The organism is Pseudoalteromonas sp. S3260, from assembly GCF_005886925.1.
Classification (GTDB): Bacteria; Pseudomonadota; Gammaproteobacteria; order Enterobacterales; family Alteromonadaceae; genus Pseudoalteromonas; species Pseudoalteromonas tetraodonis.
The window spans coordinates 20,754-43,826 of record NZ_PNCV01000010.1; the positions used below are offsets into that span (position 1 = coordinate 20,754).

17 protein-coding genes and 2 tRNA genes are annotated in these 23,073 nt (G+C 39.9%); 15 read left to right on the forward strand and 4 right to left on the reverse strand.

Annotated features, from left to right (window positions below; translation table 11 throughout):
• The 4 genes from CWC14_RS01835 to CWC14_RS01850 are packed head-to-tail and all read right to left on the reverse strand — an operon-like array spanning window position 1 to window position 1,691.
• Window positions 1-267 carry a DsrH/TusB family sulfur metabolism protein gene (locus CWC14_RS01835; RefSeq protein WP_028835169.1) on the reverse strand — a complete coding sequence of 89 codons (267 nt, stop codon included), beginning with the start codon at window positions 265-267 and terminating at the stop codon, window positions 1-3.
• The gene (tusC, locus tag CWC14_RS01840; RefSeq protein WP_008112028.1) at window positions 264-620 is read right to left on the reverse strand and encodes a sulfurtransferase complex subunit TusC; all 357 of its coding nucleotides are present in this window, start codon (window positions 618-620) and stop codon (window positions 264-266) included. The genes CWC14_RS01835 and tusC overlap by 4 nt, the downstream gene beginning before the upstream one ends.
• Complete coding sequence (tusD, locus tag CWC14_RS01845; protein ID WP_008112031.1) at window positions 617-970, reverse strand: sulfurtransferase complex subunit TusD; 354 nt, start codon at window positions 968-970, stop codon at window positions 617-619. Before tusD ends, tusC begins: the two co-directional genes overlap by 4 nt.
• A 55-nt stretch (window positions 971-1,025) precedes the next feature.
• The gene (locus tag CWC14_RS01850) at window positions 1,026-1,691 is read right to left on the reverse strand and encodes a Bax inhibitor-1/YccA family protein (RefSeq protein WP_008112034.1); all 666 of its coding nucleotides are present in this window, start codon (window positions 1,689-1,691) and stop codon (window positions 1,026-1,028) included.
• Window positions 1,692-1,943: 252 nt separating this feature from the next.
• Here CWC14_RS01850 and CWC14_RS01855 point away from each other — a divergent pair.
• The 15 genes from CWC14_RS01855 to CWC14_RS01925 all read left to right on the forward strand — a co-directional run bounded on the left by CWC14_RS01855 (window position 1,944) and on the right by CWC14_RS01925 (window position 23,035).
• A tRNA-Ser gene (locus tag CWC14_RS01855) sits at window positions 1,944-2,034 on the forward strand.
• A 52-nt stretch (window positions 2,035-2,086) separates the two neighbouring features.
• Window positions 2,087-2,177, forward strand: a tRNA-Ser gene (locus CWC14_RS01860).
• A gap of 172 nt (window positions 2,178-2,349) precedes the next feature.
• A complete protein-coding gene (locus tag CWC14_RS01865) occupies window positions 2,350-2,730 on the forward strand; it encodes a hypothetical protein (protein ID WP_138560955.1) in 381 nt (126 codons plus the stop codon).
• A gap of 128 nt (window positions 2,731-2,858) precedes the next feature.
• A complete protein-coding gene (gene msrC / locus CWC14_RS01870; protein ID WP_036954616.1) occupies window positions 2,859-3,317 on the forward strand; it encodes a free L-methionine (R)-S-oxide reductase MsrC in 459 nt (152 codons plus the stop codon).
• The gene (locus tag CWC14_RS01875; RefSeq protein WP_010390163.1) at window positions 3,317-3,595 is read left to right on the forward strand and encodes a hypothetical protein; all 279 of its coding nucleotides are present in this window, start codon (window positions 3,317-3,319) and stop codon (window positions 3,593-3,595) included. Before msrC ends, CWC14_RS01875 begins: the two co-directional genes overlap by 1 nt.
• 16 nt (window positions 3,596-3,611) lie before the next feature.
• Window positions 3,612-4,250 (forward strand): RNA chaperone ProQ, encoded by a 639-nt coding sequence (gene proQ, locus CWC14_RS01880; RefSeq protein WP_138560957.1) that lies wholly within the window; start codon window positions 3,612-3,614, stop codon window positions 4,248-4,250.
• Window positions 4,251-4,277: 27 nt separating this feature from the next.
• Window positions 4,278-6,302, forward strand: a complete 2,025-nt coding sequence (prc, locus tag CWC14_RS01885) for a carboxy terminal-processing peptidase (RefSeq protein WP_013465038.1) — start codon at window positions 4,278-4,280, stop codon at window positions 6,300-6,302.
• Between the two features lie 157 nt (window positions 6,303-6,459).
• Window positions 6,460-7,944: a Na+/H+ antiporter NhaC gene (nhaC, locus tag CWC14_RS01890; RefSeq protein WP_138561025.1), complete on the forward strand. Its 1,485-nt coding sequence runs from the start codon at window positions 6,460-6,462 to the stop codon at window positions 7,942-7,944.
• A 50-nt stretch (window positions 7,945-7,994) separates the two neighbouring features.
• Entirely contained in the window at window positions 7,995-10,589 is a 2,595-nt protein-coding gene (gene pepN, locus CWC14_RS01895) for an aminopeptidase N (protein ID WP_138560959.1), read from the forward strand.
• Window positions 10,590-10,592: 3 nt separating this feature from the next.
• Complete coding sequence (locus CWC14_RS01900) at window positions 10,593-10,814, forward strand: DUF2835 family protein (protein WP_016900377.1); 222 nt, start codon at window positions 10,593-10,595, stop codon at window positions 10,812-10,814.
• Window positions 10,815-11,067: 253 nt separating this feature from the next.
• Window positions 11,068-13,164, forward strand: a complete 2,097-nt coding sequence (locus CWC14_RS01905; protein ID WP_138560961.1) for a DUF1302 domain-containing protein — start codon at window positions 11,068-11,070, stop codon at window positions 13,162-13,164.
• Between the two features lie 13 nt (window positions 13,165-13,177).
• Complete coding sequence (locus CWC14_RS01910; RefSeq protein WP_138560963.1) at window positions 13,178-14,542, forward strand: DUF1329 domain-containing protein; 1,365 nt, start codon at window positions 13,178-13,180, stop codon at window positions 14,540-14,542.
• A 124-nt stretch (window positions 14,543-14,666) separates the two neighbouring features.
• On the forward strand, window positions 14,667-15,662 hold the full coding sequence (locus CWC14_RS01915; protein WP_138560965.1) for a WD40/YVTN/BNR-like repeat-containing protein: 996 nt from the start codon (window positions 14,667-14,669) through the stop codon (window positions 15,660-15,662).
• The gene (locus CWC14_RS01920; RefSeq protein ID WP_138560967.1) at window positions 15,662-17,983 is read left to right on the forward strand and encodes an efflux RND transporter permease subunit; all 2,322 of its coding nucleotides are present in this window, start codon (window positions 15,662-15,664) and stop codon (window positions 17,981-17,983) included. Before CWC14_RS01915 ends, CWC14_RS01920 begins: the two co-directional genes overlap by 1 nt.
• A 210-nt stretch (window positions 17,984-18,193) precedes the next feature.
• The gene (locus CWC14_RS01925; protein WP_138560969.1) at window positions 18,194-23,035 is read left to right on the forward strand and encodes an NAD-glutamate dehydrogenase; all 4,842 of its coding nucleotides are present in this window, start codon (window positions 18,194-18,196) and stop codon (window positions 23,033-23,035) included.
• Window positions 23,036-23,073 lie beyond the last annotated feature (38 nt).

A 23,073-nucleotide genomic window follows, 5' to 3' on the forward strand; every position in this document is an offset into this window, starting at 1 on the left:
TCACCAAGTAATTGATTGTTTAGATGATAAACTTAGGGTAACGAACTCATCATAGCTAATCGCTTTATCATTCAAATTTAAAGAGATACCACGCGCCGCTGCATCGTCCTTTAAAATATAAAGCGAATCGGCAAATTGTCTGTATTGCCCTTTAGCAAAACAGGCATCACCCACTAATAAAACCGAGTCTGTTAGCATAATCAGATTATCGAGACTGTTTGCACTGTAGTAATTCAGTGGTTTTGAAAATATATGTAAAGTGCTCATAGCGTTACCACGTGCTGCTGATTTTGAATTAACTGTTTTTGGGCATTAAAGTTAACGGTTTTTACTTCAATAAGTAGCTCATTTTTACTTAAACCGTAGTCAATGAGTGACTTCTCACACACGTAGATATTATCAACATCATATATTTCTAGGGTTTTAATATTTTTAAAAAAATCTTTAAGCCCCAAACTATTCGGGCTTTGATTTTTTTTAAGAGCTAGCACCGCAGGACCGCTAAACAACCAACTTATATTTTGATCAACTGCGGCAAAAATAAGCGTCATATCGAGTGCATCGCGAATATGCATGTCATCAAATGGGCTTGATTGACTAATAACGAGTACATTAATCATTTAAATTGTATCCATTTATCTGCTTCACTGGCTAACATAGCAAATTCAGCGAGGCCAGCTACAGCGAATACACCAGTATTTTGCATATCTAAGCCACGCTTTTCAGCTGCCGTAACGCACAGCATTAAATTAATATTTTTGTCGGCTAGCTGTTGCCAAAGCGAGGATAAATTGAGCTCATCAGAGGCAAGCTCAAAATGAGTAGAAGCATGATAGATACCATCTTGGTATAAAAATATTGCATCAATACTATGCCCTTGTGCTAAACAAGCGTGAGCAAATTTAACAATACGCTGTGTGGTATCGTGATCCGATGGTGGAGTATGTAAAGAAAGTACAAAGCGTGCCAAAACTATTCCAATAAAAAAGCCCCAATAAAGGGGCTATTTTAACAGAACTATTTAATTAGTCATTATTTGCGCCAAGTAACGCAAGTAAAGACGTAAATAAGTTATAAACGCTCAGGTATAAAGAAACCGTTGCGCGGATATAATTCGTTTCGCCGCCATTAATGATTCTGCTCGTATCGAACAAAATTAGGCCAGACATGATTAGTACCACGGCTGCGTTTAGTACCATAAACATTAAAGAGCTACCTAGGAAAATATTTACAATACTTGCCACGATAACCACAATTAAGCCCACAGTTAAAAAACCACCCATGAACGAGAAATCTTTTTTAGTGTTAAGTGCATAAGCAGATAAACCAAAGAAGATTAACGCCGTAGAACCTAGCGCTTGCATAATTAGCATAGGGCCATTAGGTAATTGTGCATAGTGATTAAGGAGTGGGCCTAAACCAGCTCCCATTAATCCTGTAAACGCAAACACCCAAAATACACCAGATGCTGTGTCGGCTTTTTTGTTTACAACAAAAAGAAGGCCAAACGAAACCAGAGTGAACACTAGTCCCATGAAATAAGGTAATTGCAGTGCCATTGAAATGCCGGCGGTGACGGCACTAAATGCAAGTGTCATTGCAAGTAGAAAATAAGTGTTTTTAAGCACTTTGTTTGTTTCAATGGTCGACATTACCGGCTTTGCAGTATTGTACGATTGATTAAACGCCATTGTAGAGCTCCTGTAAGTGAAACTAAGTAGTTCCTGTAATTTAACTAAAATTAGATTACCAACTCTTATATGTTTGGGCAAACCTTTGTAGATCAATAGACAACTAAATTTAAATAAAAGTTCATTTGCCGGTTAGGATTTGCTCTCATTGCTTTATGTTTAAACAAATTAGTTGTTTTTTAATCACTTGAACAAAAAAATGAAAAAAAAGCTTCACAAAGCCCAAGGGTTTCCCTATTATTCAGGCCGTGCGGAGAGATGGCAGAGTGGTCGAATGCACCGGTCTTGAAAACCGGCAGGGGTTTATAGCCCCTCTAGGGTTCAAATCCCTATCTCTCCACCACCTTATTAAAAATAATTATGAGTACACTCTTACTTGTAGTTTATGCACTTTCGGAGAGATGGCAGAGTGGTCGAATGCACCGGTCTTGAAAACCGGCAGGGGTTTATAGCCCCTCTAGGGTTCAAATCCCTATCTCTCCACCATTATCAGATAAGCCCGCTATTTGCGGGCTTTTTTGTGCCTCATATTCGCTATATCTTTTTCAAAACCAAGCATATTCAGTTAAAAAATACGACCATAGTCTCTATTTATAAGCTTTGGCTCTTAGTGCATGCTTAGAAATTAAAGATTTATGTTTTTGTTAAGGATCTTACAATGAAACATCAACTCGCAAAAAGTGTCGCACTTTCATTATTATCTCCCGTTATTATTGGTAGTATGTTGGGGATTTACTACTCATTGACTATGCGCGGTGACGCTGTTTCTATTTTTTTAGGACTATTAATGACCGCTATTGCTAACGCGCACATAGTGGGTTTAACTATGGCCGCGTTTGTAGTGCCGGGTTATTTACTTATGTTTAAGTATTCTAAGGTAAATTATTCTGGAGTATTAACACTGGGCTTGCTGGGTGGCGCTATTTTTAGTTATCTTTTGAGCGCCACTACAGGCGAGATCTTTTTAATAAATAGTGTGATGTCAGGGTTTGCCGCTGGACTGTTTTTATTCGGCCTGCGTAAATCGGTACAAAGTTAATTGCGGAATATTTAATCAAGTGTGTCGTAAAACCATGTAATTTCCTTTTTTTTACCCGCAAAAGGTTTCAATTTTTAGTGACAAAGAGTACCTTTAGCTACTGTATGTTTAATAAGAAGTAGTTTGGTATGCAAAAGCACGATTTTTACCAGTCATTAGTTAAGCAAACTGAATCGCTGATAGGCGGTGAATCAAACATAATTGCCAATATGGCAAATATAAGCGCGCTGTTATTTACCTCTTTAGAAGATGTGAATTGGGCGGGCTTTTATTTTATGGATTCACCATCAGAATTGGTACTTGGTCCATTTCAAGGCAATCCAGCTTGTATTCGTATTCCAGTAGGAAAAGGGGTATGTGGCACTGCTGCGGCGACCGAGCAAACCCAATTAATTTCAGATGTGCATGCTTTTGACGGTCATATAGCCTGTGATGCAGCATCAAATTCTGAGATAGTTGTACCTATCATGAAAAACGGCCGTGTATTTGCGGTACTAGACATAGATAGCCCAAGTATTGGTCGATTTGATACTGATGACCAAGCAGGGCTTGAGGCACTTGTAAAATGCTTAGAGGCTAGCCTGTAATGAAAGACTTGCTAAATGTTCAAGACTACCTTTTTGCCGTTCAAGATGTTGGTGATTGGGAAGGGGATGAAGAACATGTAGCGGAAACGCTCAATGATTTGATTCACATGGCATGGGATCGTCTACCTGATGATTTAGACTGTGATTCAATTGATGAAATTATAAATGGTATTTGGGAACATTTACGTGGTGATATGGCTGTGATTGAAGCTGACTTTGAAGAGTTAGCCGATTGGTGTATCCACTATGTTGATTCTGCCCTTGATGAAAAGATGTGATTAAATAGGTTCTAAAATGGAAACCACAAACAAGCTAAAAGATATTAATGAAGTATTGGAGTTCTTATATCAAGAATTTCCACAATGTTTTAAACAAAAAGAGGGCATTCAGCCGCTTAAAGTAGGTATTTTTAAAGATATCGCTGAGCGTATTGAAGGCTCTGAAAAAGTTAGTAAAACACAAGTTCGTCAAGCACTTAGAAAATACACATCTAACTGGCGCTACCTTGAAGCGGTTACTAAATCTGAATTTAGAATCGATCTTGACGGAAATCAAGGCGAAAAAGTTGAGCAAGAGCATATTGACCACGCACAAAAAGCGTTGGAAGAAAGCCGTGCTAAAATGGCAAAGCGCAAAAAGCAGCAACGCCCACGTCAAGACTCAGATGCAAAATCTTTTAAGAAGAAGCCAGCGCATTCAGCTAAAAATCCATCAGCTACAGCAAAACCTGCCAAAGCCGCTGCGCCTAAGCGTTCAGGAAAAGTTGAACCTTTACCTGCAGGCGAGGTCAAGGTTAATAACAAGGTTAAAGTTAAACTTGGCCAAGCACTTGTTAATGCAGTAATCACTGAAGTAAACAAAGACGATGTTCACGTTGAACTAGTGACAGGTATGCAAGTAAAAACCAAAGCCGACAGCTTATACATTATTTAAGTTGCGAAAAAAATTAAGGAGTTGTGTATGAGTAAAAAGTTTACGCTCATTCCGTTAGTTGCTGCGCTGTTTTCAGGTTCGTTATTTGCTGCAGTAGAGCCGGTAACATTAGAAGACTTACCCTTGTTAAAACAAGAAAGTCAGCACGGTACAGCCAGCAAACGAGTGGCTAATCTATTTACTCGTTCACATTACACACCCGTTCGATTTAACGATGAGCTTTCGAGTAAAGTATTTGATCGTTACATCGAGTCCCTTGATTTTAATAAAAGCGTGTTTTTAAAAAGCGATGTAGACTCATTTGAGCAATATCGTAACCGTTTTGATAACGCGCTGCTTAGCGGCCAGTTAGGGTTTACGTTTGATATTTTCAACTTAAGCCTTAAACGCCGTTTTGAACGTTATGAATTTTCACTGTCGCTACTTGAAAACGAAATGACGTTTGACGAAGAAGATGAATATTTTTATGACCGCGAAGATGCACCGTGGGCAACTACCCAAGCTGAGCTTGATGAAATTTGGCGCGAACGGGTAAAATATGATGCACTGCGTTTAAAAATGACTGGCAAAGATTGGCCAGGCATTAAAGAGGTGTTGACTAAGCGCTATAAAAACGCAGAAAAACGCCTTGTTCAGTCAAAATCTGAAGACGCATTTCAAATTGTAATGAACTCGCTAGCACGCAGTATTGAAGCGCATACTTCATACTTGTCACCTCGTCGTGCTGAACAATTTAAAATGGACATGGACTTAGAGCTTGAGGGGATTGGCGCAGTATTAACGCCTGATGAAGACTACACGGTTATTCGTAGTCTAGTTCCAGGAGGCCCTGCAGACAAATCTGAGCAAATTAAAGCCGATGATCGCATTATTGGTGTGGCTCAAGAGGGCGAAGAGTTTGTTGATGTTATTGGTTGGCGTTTAGATGACGTGGTTGATCTTATAAAAGGTCCTAAAGGCACGAAAGTACGTTTACAATATTTAAAGGGTGCAGATGCTCACGGTACGCCAAAGGTAGTTGAGATAACCCGTGATAAAATTCGTCTGGAAGACCGAGCAGCAAAATCAGAAGTATTTGAAGCCAGCTATTCAGATCTGACTAGTAAAATAGGGGTAATCGAAATCCCTGGCTTTTACAACAACCTTTCTAAAGATGTAAAAGTAGAACTTGCTAAATTAAAAGAGCAAAAAGTTGACGGTATTATTATAGACCTACGTCAAAATGGCGGTGGTTCGCTATATGAAGCGACGCAGCTGTCAGGCTTGTTTTTTGATCAAGGCCCAGTGGTACAAATTCATACATTAAATAATCGCATTGAAGAGCAAAAAGATCGTGATGGCATTACTTATTACGATGGCCCACTGACAGTGCTTGTTGATAGATACAGCGCGTCTGCATCTGAAATATTTGCAGCGGCAATGCAAGACTATGGCCGCGCAGTTATTATTGGTGAACAAACCTTTGGTAAAGGCACTGTGCAGCAGCATAAAGGCCTCGCACGTGCTTATGATTTATACGATAACCCGCTAGGTAGTGTGCAATATACAATTGCAAAGTTTTACCGCATTAATGGTGGTAGTACACAGCATAAAGGGGTGATCCCAGATATTACGTTCCCATCGGCTATTGACCCTGCTGAGTGGGGGGAAAGTAAGCAAGATAATGCACTACCATGGGATAGCATAGTACAAGCGAAGTATAAGCAAATAGGGCGTTTAAATCCTGTTATAAATGTGCTTGAAAAACAGCACAATGAGCGAATTAAAACTGAACCTGAATTTAATTATGTGTTTGAGGATATCGCTCGTTACAACGAAGAAAAAGATCGTAAAACAATTTCTTTAGTCGAGAAAAAGCGCATTAAAGAAAAAGAAGAAAATGAAGCGCGAGCACTAGCACGCACTAACGAGCGTTTAAAGCGTTTAGGCAAACAACCTGTAGAAAACTTGGATGATGTGCCTGAGGTAATTGAAGAGCTTGACCCATTTCTTGAAGAAGCTGCTCTTATTACGCAAGATTATATCAAATATGGTCGCGTAGCTAAGCGCTAAATTCAGCTTCACTTTGTAAAAAAAGGCGCCTAGGCGCCTTTTTTACTATCGATAATTTGCTAAATTGTTATAATCGCGGATTACCAAAAGTTGAGCTAGATCAATAGTGCTCAATAAATGCGCGTACGTGCTAATAAAAATAATCAACATGCATCGAATGTGTGTAGGAGTCTATATTTTGAAGCCCATTGAAGAAAAACCACTAAAAAGTGCCTCGTTTTTTGATGCACTCATTCCAATTGCTGTATTAATTTGTTTATTAGGTGCCGCTGTGTACTTATTTGGTGATGACTCATCGTCAGGTCCCAATCAAATTGCCTTGTTGTTTGCAACTTTCGCTGCAGCACTAATTGGTTTAAAAAATGGCTACACATGGAAAAAATTAGAAGATGCAATGATTGAGGGAATTACCTTATCTCTTAGCGCTATTTTAATTCTACTCATGGTGGGGGCACTTATCGGAACTTGGTTATTATCAGGAACGGTTCCGACCTTAATTTATTACGGCTTGCAAATAATCAACCCTAGCTGGTTTTACGCCGCGAGTTGTTTAATTTGTGGCATTGTAGCAATGAGTATTGGTAGTTCGTGGACCACAGCAGCGACTATAGGTGTCGCACTACTTGGCGTTGCTTCTGGACTTGGCTTAGAGCCGACAGTCACCGCCGGTGCAGTTATATCAGGCGCTTACTTTGGCGACAAGCTTAGCCCATTGTCAGAAACAACCAATTTAGCACCGGCTGTTGCTGGTGCTGATTTATTTGAACACATTCACCATATGTTATGGACAACTGTTCCAAGCTTTGTGATTGCATTAATCATCTTTGTTTTCATGGGCTTTAACGCGACAGCAGCGGGAGAGGCTGGTCAAATAGACCAAATAACTGCAATTCTTCAGCAAAACTTTAATATTGGTTTAGAAATGTTGGTGCCTTTAATTGTGTTACTAGTCTTAGCAATAAGAAAAATGCCAGCGTTTCCGGCTATTTCTATAGGCGCTGTCATTGGCGCTGTATGGGCATTGTTATTTCAATCTGATTTAATTGCTAGCCAAATAGATATGACCCAAGGTGAATTTGTTGGTTACTTTAAACTGGTTTGGACCACTTTTTTTGACGGTTTTACTATTAGTACCGGTGATGCAAAAATGGACTCGTTACTCAGTGGCGGCGGCATGTCAGGCATGCTAACAACCACATGGTTGATCATGACGGCACTTATGTTTGGTGCGATTATGGAAAAAACCGGTCTACTTGATATATTTGTTAAAAGTATTCTTAAAATCGCAAAAAGTACCGGTTCATTAATTGCTTCAACTATTGCTACCTGTATTGGTACCAATATTATCGCAGCAGATCAGTATATTGCTATTGTTGTACCTGGGCGTATGTTTAAAGAAGAATATAAAAAGCGCGGGTTAAAGCCGGTTAATTTGTCACGCACACTAGAAGATGGTGGCACAATTACCAGCCCGCTCATACCATGGAATACCTGTGGTGCGTATATGCAAAGTGTCCTATTAATCAATCCGTTTGATTATGCACTTTATGCATTTTTCAACCTTATAAATCCTTTCTTAGCCGTTATTTATGCTTACTTAGGTATTAAGATACTGCGTATCAAGCCTAAGCAAACGGCTTAATTTAAGTAGCTCCTTTTATCACTAAAAGGGGCTATTTTTTTGGAGTGATCATGACTGAACTACAAAAACCTCAAGCAGAATATTTAAAAGACTATAAAGCCCCCGATTTTTCAATCGAGCATACTGAGCTGACTTTCGACTTACAGCCATTAACGACTCAAGTAAATGCTTTATTAACGCTTAAACGCGTGGGTGATTCAAATGTGCCTCTGGTATTAGATGGTATTGACTTAACTTTGATCTCTTTATCGATTGACGGTGCAGAGCTCACAGATTATAAAATTATAAATCAGCAATTAATCATTAATAATCTGCCTGATGAATGTCAGTTAAGCATAGTGACGCAAACTTCACCGCAAACAAACACATCACTTGAGGGATTGTACTTATCGGGAGGCGCTTATTGTACTCAATGTGAAGCGCAAGGGTTTAGAAAAATAACCTACTACATGGATCGTCCTGATGTACTTTCAACTTTTGATGTCACTATTATTGCCGATACGGCATTTCCGCATTTGCTCTCTAATGGTAACCAAGTGGACAGTGGTGAAACGCAAGATGGACGCCATTTTGTAAAATGGCAAGATCCGTTCAAAAAGCCGAGTTATTTGTTTGCTCTAGTGGCAGGGGACTTTGATGTTTTACACGATAAATACACTACCCGCAGTGGTAAGGATGTCACCCTAGCGTTATTTGTCGATAAAGGAAACTTACCTAAAACAGAGCATGCTATGACGTCGCTTAAAAAAGCGATGGCTTGGGATGAGTCACGTTTTAATTTAGAGTATGACCTTGATATTTATATGATTGTTGCCGTTGATTTCTTCAATATGGGAGCAATGGAAAATAAAGGGTTAAACATTTTCAACAGTAAATGTGTGCTGGCAAATCAAGAAACGGCAACCGATAAAGATTACCACACCATTGAGTCTATTGTTGGCCACGAGTACTTTCATAACTGGACCGGAAATCGTGTAACTTGTCGTGATTGGTTTCAGCTGTCTTTAAAAGAAGGTTTAACGGTATTTAGAGATCAAGAGTTTAGCAGTGATTTAGGCTCTCGTGCGCTAAATAGAATTGACGCGGTAAAAGTGATGCGCACTCATCAATTTAGCGAAGATGCCGGCCCAATGGCACACCCAATACGCCCAGAAAAAGTCATCGAAATGAATAACTTTTACACCGTTACTGTGTATGACAAAGGGGCTGAAGTTATTCGTATGATGCATACATTGTTGGGTGAGGAAAACTTCCAAAAAGGCATGATACTGTATTTTCAGCGTCATGATGGCCAAGCGGTTACCTGCGATGATTTTGTTGCGGCAATGAGTGATGCATCATCAATTGATTTATCACAATTTAAGCGTTGGTATAATCAGTGTGGGACACCACGTTTAAACGTTACCAAAGCGTATGATGAAAGTGCACAAATCTTCACGCTCACTATAGAGCAACTTGCGCCCCTGAATCAGCCTAATAATGCGATGTTACATATTCCTTTTGCGATTGAACTTTTAGATCAGCAAGGCCAAAGTATTGCATTGCAATACCAAGGTAAAAAGGTTGATAGCGTATTAAATGTTACTCAAGCTAAACAAACATTTCATTTTGATAATATTGAACACAGTCCAACCGCCGTATTGCTAGAAGATTTTTCAGCACCGTGTATTTTGAATCAACAGATCACTGAAGCTGATTTATTACATATTATGCGTTTTGCACGCAGTGACTTTTCACGCTGGGATGCACAACAACAATTGTTTATTGATGCACTCAAGGCAAACGTTATTTCAGCTAGTAATGCACCACTAAGCGATGCCGTTATTGATGCACTTAGGGTGCTAATATCGCAACGAGAGGGTGATTTAGCGCTGATTGCTGAACTCTTAAAACTGCCTAGTTTTGATACTTTAGCTGCGGAGTTTGACGTTATTCCGGTTGATGACATTATTGCCAATATTGAGCTATTCGAACAACAAATTGCCAAACAACTACATACTGAGTTTTTAAGTTGTTATCAGGCAATCACCGATGATGGTAGTGTGAGTGCCAAAGCGGTGGCTATTCGCGCTTTAAAACAACTTTGCTTGCACTATTTAGCAAAAACAGACAGTGCTAAGGCGGCAAGCTTAATTGAGCAGGCAGCAGCATCAACAAATATGACTAATGTGCTTGGCGCTTTGAGCAGTGTAGTTAAAGCTGCGCACCCATTATCAAATCAATTACTTGCGCATTTTGACAGCCAATGGCGCCATGATGTGCTAGTAATGGATAAATGGTTTGCTTTACAAGCAATGAACAGCGCTGATGATGCCATTGAGAAAATTAAGGCCTTGTATACACATCCATGTTTTGATTTTTCAAATCCGAATCGAGTTCGTGCATTAGTGGGGAGTTTTTCGCACTTTAATACCGCACAATTTCATCGCTTAGATGGTCAAGGTTATACATTACTTGGCGATTTATTAATTAAGCTTAATGCGATTAACCCGCAAAATGCATCACGTATGTTAACGCCGTTTATGTCATGGCGCCGCTATGATGAAACCCGTGCCAGTGCAATGAAAGCGCAATTAGAGCGCCTTTCGAATTTAGAAGGTTTAAGCGATGATTTATTTGAAAAGGTTGAAAAAGCTTTACAATAAATCATGATAGAACATTATTTTTATATAAATTTGAGCTATAACGAGTGCATGGATTATTACCATGGCCGGTATAGCTCAATTCAAGTAACAGCTGATAGCGGCAAAACAATTCGTTTTGCTGCGCATTATCTTCGGCCCTTCATGTCTAGTTTAGGTATTCGTGGTCGGTTTAGACTTATTTTAAGTAATGAAAACAAGTTCATCCGTCTCGAACGAGTAGCCTAGCTGTTGTTTTTTGTGATATAGATATACACAAATATTGCCTTTTTGTTAATTTCGATTTGTTCTATTGTTAATTTACGTGTATAAATTATCTGGTATGACGTCTTACCAATACGTAAACGTTAAACAAATAAAAAACTTATAACTGATTGAAGGCGACCATTTGTAATTTGTTTAATTCGCTTCTATCGTTACGATTACACTAAAAACAATAACTTGATCACACAAAAAATACCCGCGACAGGGGGGAACCAAAATGATAAGAAGATCGCTTTTTGTTAAAAATAAAATAGTACTCGGCTTAACAGCTGCGGCTATCGGTTTATCAGCAGCACAGACACAGGCTGCAACATTTGAGGTAGGCGGTTTTGATATCGCTTTCGACTCTACTTTTTCTTATGGGCAAAGTATTCGCGTAGAAGACCGTGACTTTAACCTCATTGGTAAAAGTAATAACCCATCATTTGATTGGACAGGTTATAACCCAGCAATCAATACAATTTATTCATCTCAAGATGTCTGGGCTCAACCGGGCTCTTACTCAAATAATGGTGATGCAGGCGATTTAAACTTTGATAGCGGCGAAACTTTTTCAAAGCTATTAAAAGGCACGCATGATCTATCAATAAGTAAAGATAACTACGGCTTATTTACTCGTTTTATGTACTTTTATGATTTTGAATTAATGGACGGCGATCGTGCCTACGTTAATCCAACATCAGGTCAGGGTGTAGATCCGTGTGATGATGATGATACTAAAGAGCAAAGCTGTGCTGACATTCGTTTACTTGATGCGTATGTGTGGGCAAACTTTGATTTAAATGAAGGCAAAAACCCGCTTTCTATTCGAGTTGGTCAACAAGTGGTTAACTGGGGGGAAAGTACATTAATCTCTCATGGTATTAACGTAAACCCGGTTGATATTGACCGATTAAAAGCACCAGGTGCTGAACTAAAAGAAGCGTTTATTCCGGTTGGTATGTTGTGGGCCTCATTAGGGCTTACAGAAAACATCACCTTAGAGGGCTTTTATCAATACCAATGGCATGAAACACGTTTACCAGCAGCAGGGACTTATTTTTCTACCAATGATTTTGCGGCTGAAAACGGTTATCAACAAAATGTACAGCTTGGTTTTACCTCAAATCCTGATATTGACTTAGCGTTTTTAACAGATAACTTGAATAACCTGATGGCAACTTATGGCCAAGTGGCTGCGAGCCAAGGTATTGACCCATCAAGCTCAGCTGGCCAAGAGCTATTGGCAAATATGTACTTAGCGTACCCGACCAAGGTCGCGCTAAAAGGCAAAGGCTACGATGGCAAAACAGAGCCAGATGATGGCGGCCAATATGGTTTACGCTTAGGCATGTTCTTACCCGAGTGGAACGATACAGAAGTGGCACTTTACCATGTAAATTACCATAGCCGTCGTCCACTTATTTCAGGTCGCGTATCTAACTTCACGCAAGCATCAATACAACAAGATTTAGCGATGATTGCCACCACAGAAATTACCTCTGATAACGTATCTGATTTAAAAGCATTTGCTAAAGCAACTAACGAGTACCCTGAAGATATTAAACTTTACGGTTTAAGCTTTAACACTTCACTTGGTGAAACAGCGTTTGCAGGTGAGTTTACTTTTCGTGAAGACGAACCGCTACAAATCGATGACGTAGAATTACTTTATGCAGCAATGCCTGAACAATTAGCTATTGCGGGTTTACGTCCTGAGTTTGCAGGTATTTCGCAAATGAGTAAAGGTGATGCTGCAAGTGTTGTCGGCCCTGGTGAATTAGCCAAAGGTTATATTGAGCGCAATACATCACAATTACAGTTTACGGCAACGCATTTATTTGGCCCGTCATTAGGTGCTGATAGTTGGGCTGTGGTGGGTGAAATTGGTGGTGTTCGTATCAACAATATGCCTGAATACGATGAAATGCGCTTGAATGTGTCAGGTACTGGTCGAAGCGGTATTATGCAAGGCCCTGGTAGTTCAGATTACTCTGCATTACACATGGCGTTATCAAATGGCCCTGAGCAAAAATCGTTTGCTACGGCGTCGTCTTGGGGTTATCGCTTAATTGCCAAAGGTGATTACTTTAATATTTACAATGGTATTAACTTCTCACCTCGTTTTGTGTTCTCGCATGATGTTAATGGTAATACGCCTGATCCAATGTTCTTATTCATTGAAGATCGTAAGTCACTAGGTGCTACTATGAGCTTTAATTACCAAAATGCATGGTCTTTAGATGTGAGTTACAACTCATTTTGGGGTGGTGGCGACACCAACACTTTCTCTGACCGAGATTACGTTTCTTTTAACTTAAAATATTCTATCTAGGGGTAACATTATTATGATTAAAAAACCTGCCCTCATTGCTACAGCGTTTTGTAGTTTGTTTGCAAGTCACACAGCACTGGCTAAAATTAGTCCAGAAGAAGCTGCGCGTCTAGGTAAAGACCTAAGCCCAATTGGGGCAGAAAAAGCAGCGAATGCAGATGGTTCAATCCCAGCGTGGAACGGTGGTATTACTGCTGCACCAGCAGGTTATGAGCCAGGTATGCACCACTTAGACCCTTACGCAACTGATGAAGTATTGTTTACTATAGATAAAAGCAATATTGATAAGTACAAAGAAAATTTAAGCCCTGGGCAAATAGCATTATTTGAAGCGTACCCAGATACGTTTAAAATGCCTATTTACAAAACACGTCGTTCAGCATCATACCCACAGTTTGTATACGATGCGACAAAGAAATTTGCTACTACAGCTGAATTAGTTGAAGGCGGTAACGGCATTAAGAACACAGCAATTGGTATTCCATTTCCAATTCCTAAAACGGGTTTAGAAGCAATTTGGAACCATTTACTTCGCTATCGTGGTCAATCAATTGAGCGCTTTGGTGGTCAAGCAGCGCCAACGGCATCGGGGTCGTACAACTATGTTGGCTTTGATGAGCAACTATTAGTTAAATATTCTGATCCAAGTGCAACGCCTGCTGAGCTGCAAGACTCTAATATTTTGTTTAAGTTTAAACAGCAAGTGACAGAGCCAGCACGTTTGGCAGGTACGGCATTGTTAGTACATGAAACCATGGATCAAATATTAACACCACGTCAAGCGTGGACGTATAATTCAGGTCAGCGTCGTGTTCGTCGTGCACCTAATGTAGCGTATGATGCTCCGGGTACAGCAGCAGATAGCTTACGTACTACCGATGATTTTGACATGTTTAACGGCTCACCAAATCGTTATAACTGGACGCTAAAAGGCAAGCAAGAGCTTTACATCCCATACAATAGCTACAAGCTTCATAGTGATAAGCTAACCTATGATGATATTTTAAAGCCGGGCCACATCAACCCAGAGCATACACGTTATGAAAAACACCGTGTGTGGGTTGTTGAAGCAAACTTAAAAGATGACACGCGCCATATTTATAAAAAACGTGTGTTCTACATTGATGAAGACAGCTGGCAAGTACATGTTACCGATATTTACGATAATCGCGACCAACTGTATCGTGTAGCAATGGCTTATGGCCTTAACTATTACGAAGTACCGACTCAGTGGAGTACGCTTGAGGTTTACCACGACCTTAACTCACGTCGCTACTTAGCCATTGGTTTAGATAACCAAGAAAAGATGTATGATTTTTCTCAGTCATTTAATGATAATGAGTTCACATCGAGCGCTTTACGTCGCGCTGGCAGATAGTATAAAAGCAGGCACCTAGTTTCCTAGGTGCCTTTTTTCTTTCACATCGCGTTTGTCTATTAACGCACAGGTTTTCCTCTTTATAACAGACAAACAAATCCTCAGTTCAAGGCGAATTTAATTTATGAAGTATTTGGTCTATGCCAGCCTGATCCTAAGCGGTGCGAGTTTTGCACAAGACGCACCTTTAAGTGCGATTAGCGCGATTAATGCAGATAAAACACTCCTTACCGATATCACACAAACCTCAGCAGGGCTCATTGCTGTGGGTAAGCACGGTACGGTCATTAAAAGTGTTGATGGTAACAATTGGCAACAAGCACAATCAGTGCCTACACAAGTATTACTAACAGCGGTTGAATTTACTAATGATTCTAATGGCTGGGCATGTGGACATGACGCCACAATTATAAATACCACCGACGGTGGTGAGAACTGGCAGTTACAACAAGCAAAGCTCTCACTTGATAAACCCTGTTTAGATATTTATTTTAAAGACGATTTACATGGTTATGCCGTGGGCGCCTACGGTATGTTTTATCAAACCAGTGATGGCGGCGAACATTGGCAAAAACGCTTTTTAGATTCACTGTTATTTAGTGAAGATAGAGCGTACTTAAACGATTTAAAACAAACCGATCCTGAGGGTTACGAAATAGAAACCTCGTCTATATTACCTCACTTTAATCGCATTGAACCGACTAGTTCGGGTTTAATGCTAGTGGGAGAGATGGGCTTAATGGCAAAAAGTGATGACGATGGCCAAACTTGGCAACGTTTAGATGAAATTTACCCTGGCTCGTTTTTTGGTTTTGCTTCTGATTCATCGCAACAAATCGTCGCAGGGCTACGCGGTAATATTTTCTTAAATAAAACCGACAGTGGACAATGGCAGCATTTAGAAAATGACAAAACCGCCACTATTAATAGCATTATCAACTACAACAATAAACAATGGCTATTACTGGCTAATAGCGGTGTTATTTTTCATCTAAAAGATGATGAGTTGTCATACGAGCAATTGGCCGATGGTAAGGCAATACTTGATGGTGTAATTGTTAAAGATAGACTTATTCTGGCGACAGAAAATGGCATTAAAGTGAAGGAGTTGACCCCTTAATGCAAGCAATTTTAGATTTTTTAGAAAAAGCGATTTTTAGACACCGCTTAGTGGTGCTCATAAGTTTTGTGTTGATCACCTGTTTATTGGTTTTTAAAGCAACACAGATTCAACTTGATGCGTCATTTAATAAAAATATTCCGCTCAATCATGAATACATGAAGGTATACACTAAACATGAGAAACAGTTTGGTGGTGCAAATAGTATTTTAATTTCCGTATGTGACGACAGCGAAGATATTTTCAATCCTGAATTTTTTACCCAATTAAAAGCAGTGCACGATCAGCTTTATTTTATTCCTGGGGTAAATCGTCCTTTAGTAAATTCTATCTTTTCACCCAGTGCCCGTTTTGTTGAAGTCGTTGAAGACGGTTTTGCCGGTGGCCCTATCATTCCAGCTAACTTTAAAGCAGACAAGCAAGGGTTAGGCGTTGTAAAAGAAAATATTGAAAAGGCAAAAGTAGTTGGTCGTATGATAGCAAGCGATTATTCGTGTGCCATGGTCACCGCCCAACTGTTAGAGACTGATCCGCAAACACAAGAAAAATTAGACACTCTCGCTTTTGCAAAAAAATTAGAAACCGAAATTCGTGAACCTTTAAGTACTGATAATATCAGTATTCATATTATCGGTTTTGCAAAAATGGCTGGCGATATCGCTGAAGGTGCAAAAGGGGTTGTTTTATTTTTTGCCATCGCGATTGCGTTTACATTCGTCATGGTATGGCTATTTTGTGGCAGCTTGAAACTCACTATTTTACCGATTGTGTGTTCTATTATTGCCGTTATTTGGCAGTTAGGATTGCTTTCTAGCTTAGGCTTCGGTCTTGATCCTATGTCTATCTTAGTGCCATTTTTAGTCTTCGCTATTGGCGTAAGTCACGGTGTGCAGATGATCAACGCCATTGGTAAAAAAGTCACTGAGGGCAAAACGACCGCCGTATGTTGTCAATCTAGCTTTAGAGCTTTGCTGGTACCAGGTGGGATTGCGTTGTTATCAGATACGGTTGGCTTTTTAACACTTTTAACTATAGATATCGGCATCATTCGTGAACTGGCTATTACAGCAAGTTTAGGGGTGGCTGTTATTATATTTACTAATCTTATTTTATTGCCTGTATGGGCATCGTATATGCGTTTTGAAAACAGCATCCATATTCAATCGGGTGATGCCAACAAACCGAATATACTCGATGCAATGCGCGATTTATTAGTTAAAGCAACTGACCCTAAAACAGCAAAAATGATCATAGGTTTCACCTTGGTTTTATTTGCATTGGGTTATTGGCAAGCAGATAAAATGCGTATTGGTGATTTACACGCGGGTGCGCCATCGTTGCACCAAGATGCACGTTATAACCAAGATACCTTTTTAATATCGGACAAATACACCATTTCGTCTGACATTTTAAAAGTGATTGTGGAAGCACACCCTGCGGCCTGTACAGAGCACGATGTAATGGAACGTATATCGCGTTTTCAATATAAAGTTGAAAACTTAGCGGGCGTGCAGTCAGCAGTGAGCCTGAGTTCAGTGGCACAATCGGTCAATGCCGGTTACAACGAGGGCAATTTAAAGTGGCAAAGTTTGCCGCGCAATTCTGCCAGTTTAGTGCAATCAACGTCACGTGTAGAAACCAGTACAGGGTTATTAAACGGTGATTGTTCGGTAATGCCGGTGATTATATTTTTAGACGATCACAAAGCACAAACAATTGATAACGTGATTGCAAAAGTAAAACAATTTGCCGATGAAGAGGGCACAGATAAACTTGCCTTTAAATTAGCGTCAGGGCCAGTTGGTGTTATGGCTGCAACGAATGAGTCTGTTTCAGCAGCGCAAATACCTATGATGTTGTATGTATACGGTGCGGTTATTATTTTATGCTTACTTAGTTTTAAGAGTGTAAAAGCAACAATTGCGGTGGTATTACCCTTGTACATAGTATCAACCCTTGCACAAGCACTGATGGTACAGCTTGAGATTGGTCTGACTGTTTCAACGTTACCAGTGATTGCTCTGGGTGTAGGTATTGGTGTTGATTACGGTATTTATATTTTGTCATCGATGATGGGGCAGTTAAAACAAAACGTACCATTGAGTATTGCTTATCGTAATGCATTAGTTGAACGTGGTAGTGCGGTGTTATTTACCGGTATTACATTAGCGATTGGTGTAAGTACGTGGATTTTTTCTGATTTGAAGTTCCAAGTTGATATGGGAATTCTGCTTACCTTCATGTTTTTAGTAAATATGTTGGGCGCAGTGTTACTTTTACCTGCAATTGGCAGCTTACTCTGGACTGACCAGAAAAAATAAGGTGAATAAATTTGCTCCAAAATGGCCAGTAATGGCCATTTATATCTATATTTTGTGAATAGATGACCAAATAGCTGAAATGCTTAAAATGTTTTCATCGAAAAGGCTGTTTATTAGTTTCAAAAGGGTTAGAATTTAACTGACTCCACGCTAATAAATGGCTGTACAAATACTCTGCTAAACTAGCAGTGATAGATTAAGGAACATACAATGACACGAAATGAAGGCCAAGCCTCGGTTATTTTAGATAACGTCTGTAAGCTTATCCAGAAAAAAGTTCGCGCTGATAATGTGTTACTCGTTGAGAAATTCGCCAAAGCCTTGTACAGCAATATGTCTAAAGAGGATTTGGCAAATCGCAACGACAGTGACTTATATGGTGCTGCACTTAGCCTTTGGAATTCGCTAGAAAAAAATACATCAGATGACGCAGTTATTCGCGTTTTCAACCCTGAAGTGGCAAAAGATGGCTGGCAGTCATCGCATACCATTGTAGAGATCATTGCTAAAGATATGCCATTTTTAGTTGACTCTGTGCGTATGGCCATGACACGAGAAAACATTGCCTCTCACTTACTTCTACATAGCCCACTGAAAATTCAACGTGATAAAAACGATAAAATATCAGGGTTATCAAGCTTAAAAGCAGAGCAAGAATCAACATCAACAAAAACAGTATTCTTCATAGAAATTGACCGTCAAACAGATGCTACTGTTATTGAGTCTTTCAAAAAAGAACTTGAATCTGTACTCGTTGATGTATCGGTTGCGGTTGAAGATTGGCAGCCTATTCGCGAAAAACTAATCGCAGTTAGCAAAAGCTTGCCTAAAAGCCACAAAGATAAAAATGATAACGAAATAAATGAAACCGTTGAGTTCTTAGATTGGCTAGTAAAAGACAACTTTACATTAATGGGTTACCGCCAATATGAGCTCTCGCCAGTCCAAGGTGATTATCAATTAAAAGGTAAAATGGATACCAGCTTAGGGTTAATGAAAAACTCGGATGCTGAGCATACACGTTTACTTTCTGAGTTACCTGAAGTGGCTCGTCAAGAAGCACGTAGTAGCAACTTATTAATTTTAACGAAAACCAATTCATTATCTCGAGTTCATCGCCCAGCCTATATTGATTATGTGGGTGTTAAGCGTTTTGATGACAAAGGTAATGTGATTGGTGAAGACCGTTTTATAGGTTTATTCTCATCTAACTTTTATAATAACAGCGCTGCTGATGTCCCAGTTCTTAAAAGCAAGATTAATCGCATTATGGATATGTGTGATTTTGCTAAGGGTACACATGCATACAAAGCGGTATTAAACATCTTAGAAACCTACCCACGTGACGAATTAGTGCAAGCTCGCGAACATGAGCTACTTGAAGTTGCTATGGGCGTGTTACAAATTCAAGAACGCGATATGTGTCGTTTATTTGTTCGCAAAGATGCATACGGTCGCTTCCTATCTTGTATGGTGTATGTACCACGTGAACGTTATAACACGGCGCTGCGCCGCGAAACGCAGGCTATTTTAGCGAATGCATTTAATTCTGACGTTAAAGTCGAATTTACTACCTATTTCTCAGAGTCAACACTGGCGCGTACTCATTACACCGTTCGTGTGACCGATAACAATATTGAATATAACGTGAAAGACATAGAAAATAATCTAATAGAAGCCGCTCGTACCTGGGAAGATAAACTCCAATCAGCCTTACTCGAATCTGCTGGTGAAGCACGTGGTAACGAATTAAACCGTAAATACTGCAACGCTTTTGCACGTTCATATAAAGAAGAAGTACTACCAAGTGCCGCTGTTGTTGATATTGAAAAGCTAGAAATGCTAAACGATGACAACAAACTTGAGATGTTGTTTTATCGTCCACAAGAAGAGGCGAGCAGCAATATTGTTCGTTTAAGCTTATTCCACAAAGATGAGCCAATTCATTTATCAGATGTGATGCCAATGCTGGAAAACTTTGGTTTACGTGTTGTAGGTGAAACACCTTACTCAGTTAAAACCAGTGATGGTGGAATTAATTGGATTATGGACTTCTCAATGCTGATTGATAGCAAAGGGATGGCCGATTTTGATAAAATTTCCGCACGTTTTCGTGCCGCACTAACCAGTGTGTGGGCAAATCGTTTAGAAAACGATGGTTTTAACCGTTTAGTGTTAATGGGTGGGTTAACCGGTCGCGAAGCATCAATTTTACGTGCGTACGCTAAATACATGCGCCAAATTGGGGTTACTTTCTCGCAAACGTACATCGAAAGCACCTTTGCTAATTACCCACACATCGCGGCTAAAATCGTTAATTTATTTGCTAAAAAATTCTCAGTTAAAAGTCCTGCAAGTGCTAAAACACTTGAAAAACTAGGCTTAGAAATTTATGCAGAGTTAGAAAACGTAGCGAATCTTGATGATGACCGTATTATCCGTTTATACGTTGATATGATTGTTGCAACGCTGCGTACAAACTACTTCCAAAAAGATGCTGAAGGTAAGTTTAAGTCATATATTTCACTTAAAATTCAACCAAGTTTAATTCCAGAAGTACCACTGCCTGTGCCTGCGTTTGAGATTTTCGTTTACTCGCCGCGTGTTGAAGGTGTGCATTTACGCTTTGGTAAAGTTGCGCGTGGCGGCCTTCGTTGGTCAGACCGTCGTGAAGACTTCCGTACTGAAGTTTTGGGCTTGGTAAAAGCGCAGCAGGTTAAAAATACCGTAATTGTACCGGTTGGTTCAAAAGGTGGCTTTGTATGTAAACAACTACCTAGTGAGCGCGAAGCGTTTATCAAAGAAGGCCAAGAATGTTACAAAATCTTCATTCGTGGCTTATTAGATATCACAGATAATATTGAGCGCGGCGAAGTTGTACCTGCTGTTGATGTTACTCGTCATGATGAAGACGATGCATACCTAGTGGTTGCAGCGGACAAAGGAACTGCGACTTTCTCTGATATTGCGAACGGTATCGCAATCGAATATAACTTCTGGCTAGGTGATGCGTTTGCATCAGGTGGTTCAGTAGGTTACGACCATAAGAAAATGGGTATTACTGCCCGTGGTGCATGGGAGTCTGTTAAGCGTCATTTCCGTGAAATGGATATTAACTGTCAAACCACAGACTTTACTGCCGTTGCCATTGGTGACATGGCCGGTGATGTATTTGGTAATGGTATGTTGTTATCAAAGCACATTCGTTTGCAAGTGGCGTTTAACCACTTACATATTTTTGTGGATCCAAACCCCGATGCAGCTGCTTCTTACCCAGAGCGCGAGCGTTTATTTAATTTACCACGTTCATCATGGGAAGATTACAACAAAGAGTTAATTTCAAGCGGCGGTGGTGTGTTCTCTCGTGCAGCCAAGTCGATTACGCTAAGCCCAGAAATGAAAAAAATGTTGGGCACTAAAAAAGCCAGCATGACGCCTAATGAATTGATCAAAGCCTCACTTATGATGGAGTTTGATTTATTGTGGAATGGCGGTATTGGTACATACATTAAGCACTCTAAAGAAACAGATGCGGATGTAGGGGACCGTGCAAACGATGCACTGCGCATTAATGGTAAAGACCTTGGCGCTAAAGTCTTTGGCGAAGGCGGTAACTTAGGGGCAACCCAGTTAGGTCGTATTGAATTTGCTGCTAAAGGTGGCCGTGTAAATACTGACTTTATCGATAACGTAGGCGGTGTTGCGTGTTCAGATAACGAAGTAAACATTAAAATCTTACTTAATGGTTTAGTTGCCGAAGGTGATTTAACACGTAAGCAACGTGATGAGTTACTTTACTCAATGACCGACGAAGTATCTGAATTAGTGCTTAAAGACTGTTATCGTCAAACACACACTTTATCGATTACCCAATCGAAAGGGACCTCAACGCTTAAAGAAAAAATTCGTTTTATTCATGCGCTTGAAAAAGAGGGCAAGTTAGACCGTGCGATTGAGTTTATTCCGACGGATGAGGAGTTAGCAGAGCGTGCTGCCGCAGGCAGAGATTTAACACGTCCTGAGCTTTCAGTGTTGGTCTCTTATGCGAAAATGGTTCTTAAAGAGTCATTAGTAACCGACGAAATTACCGAAAACCCTTACTATCGTCAGTTATTGGTTAAATCATTCCCACGTCCATTACGTGAGAAGTTTAACGATGCTATGAATAATCACCCACTACGCAAAGAGATCATTGCCACTAAGTTAGCAAATAATATTGTTAACGATATGGGCTTAAACTTTATGGTGCGTATGAATGAAGAAACAGGTGCAAACGAAGCTGAGATTGCATTATGTTATTCAATCGCAAGTGAAATATTCCAAATGCGTGACACTTGGTTATCGATTAGTGATTTAGATAACAAGATACCGTCTAACGTACAAACAGAAATGTTGTACCAGTTACGTCGTACTGTTCGTCGTGCAACTCGTTGGTTCTTACGTCATCGTACGAAAGCACAAACCATTGAGCAATCAATTGAAGCATTTGCACCAACGTTTGCCGATTTAAGTGAAAACTTAACTAAATACATCGTGAAAACAGAAAGCGATCGTATAGAAAGTGCACGTGAAGAGCTAACGCAAAGCGGTGTTCCGGTTGAGATTGCTCAGCGTATTGTATCGTTATCAAGCTTGTTCTCTGTAATGGACTTGACACAAATTGCGCAAAACTCTAATCGTAAAATCGATATGGTATCGCACACTTACTTCAAACTTGGTGCGCAAATGGGGCTACATTGGTTCTTAGACCAAATTACTAATCAACCTGTTTCAAACCATTGGCAAGCACTTGCGCGTGCTTCATATCGTGAAGAGTTAGATTGGCAACAACGTACATTATCTGAAGTAGTGTTAAACAGCTTTGAAGGTGATAGTAGTGATGTTGATGGCCAAATTGAACAGTGGATGGATAGCCAAGATCTGTTATTACAGCGCTGGAAACAAATGCTAACTGAATTTAAAACATCGCAAAGTCATGACTTTGCAAAATTCTCAGTTGCACTTAGAGAGCTTATGTTACTAGGCCACAACTGTGATACCTCTGCAAAGTAATAAACTGCAACTGATTAAAATTAATCGTTAAACAGTTT

What these genes read in the sequence shown, in the direction of transcription:
- CWC14_RS01835 (WP_028835169.1), bottom strand. Translation starts at nt 267, where the DNA reads ATGAGCACTTTACATATATTTTCAAAACCACTGAATTACTACAGTGCA.
- tusC (WP_008112028.1), bottom strand. Translation starts at nt 620, where the DNA reads ATGATTAATGTACTCGTTATTAGTCAATCAAGCCCATTTGATGACATG.
- CWC14_RS01850 (WP_008112034.1), bottom strand. Translation starts at nt 1,691, where the DNA reads ATGGCGTTTAATCAATCGTACAATACTGCAAAGCCGGTAATGTCGACC.
- CWC14_RS01865 (WP_138560955.1), top strand. Translation starts at nt 2,350, where the DNA reads ATGAAACATCAACTCGCAAAAAGTGTCGCACTTTCATTATTATCTCCC.
- msrC (WP_036954616.1), top strand. Translation starts at nt 2,859, where the DNA reads ATGCAAAAGCACGATTTTTACCAGTCATTAGTTAAGCAAACTGAATCG.
- CWC14_RS01875 (WP_010390163.1), top strand. Translation starts at nt 3,317, where the DNA reads ATGAAAGACTTGCTAAATGTTCAAGACTACCTTTTTGCCGTTCAAGAT.
- proQ (WP_138560957.1), top strand. Translation starts at nt 3,612, where the DNA reads ATGGAAACCACAAACAAGCTAAAAGATATTAATGAAGTATTGGAGTTC.
- prc (WP_013465038.1), top strand. Translation starts at nt 4,278, where the DNA reads ATGAGTAAAAAGTTTACGCTCATTCCGTTAGTTGCTGCGCTGTTTTCA.
- nhaC (WP_138561025.1), top strand. Translation starts at nt 6,460, where the DNA reads ATGTGTGTAGGAGTCTATATTTTGAAGCCCATTGAAGAAAAACCACTA.
- pepN (WP_138560959.1), top strand. Translation starts at nt 7,995, where the DNA reads ATGACTGAACTACAAAAACCTCAAGCAGAATATTTAAAAGACTATAAA.
- CWC14_RS01900 (WP_016900377.1), top strand. Translation starts at nt 10,593, where the DNA reads ATGATAGAACATTATTTTTATATAAATTTGAGCTATAACGAGTGCATG.
- CWC14_RS01905 (WP_138560961.1), top strand. Translation starts at nt 11,068, where the DNA reads ATGATAAGAAGATCGCTTTTTGTTAAAAATAAAATAGTACTCGGCTTA.
- CWC14_RS01910 (WP_138560963.1), top strand. Translation starts at nt 13,178, where the DNA reads ATGATTAAAAAACCTGCCCTCATTGCTACAGCGTTTTGTAGTTTGTTT.
- CWC14_RS01915 (WP_138560965.1), top strand. Translation starts at nt 14,667, where the DNA reads ATGAAGTATTTGGTCTATGCCAGCCTGATCCTAAGCGGTGCGAGTTTT.
- CWC14_RS01920 (WP_138560967.1), top strand. Translation starts at nt 15,662, where the DNA reads ATGCAAGCAATTTTAGATTTTTTAGAAAAAGCGATTTTTAGACACCGC.
- CWC14_RS01925 (WP_138560969.1), top strand. Translation starts at nt 18,194, where the DNA reads ATGACACGAAATGAAGGCCAAGCCTCGGTTATTTTAGATAACGTCTGT.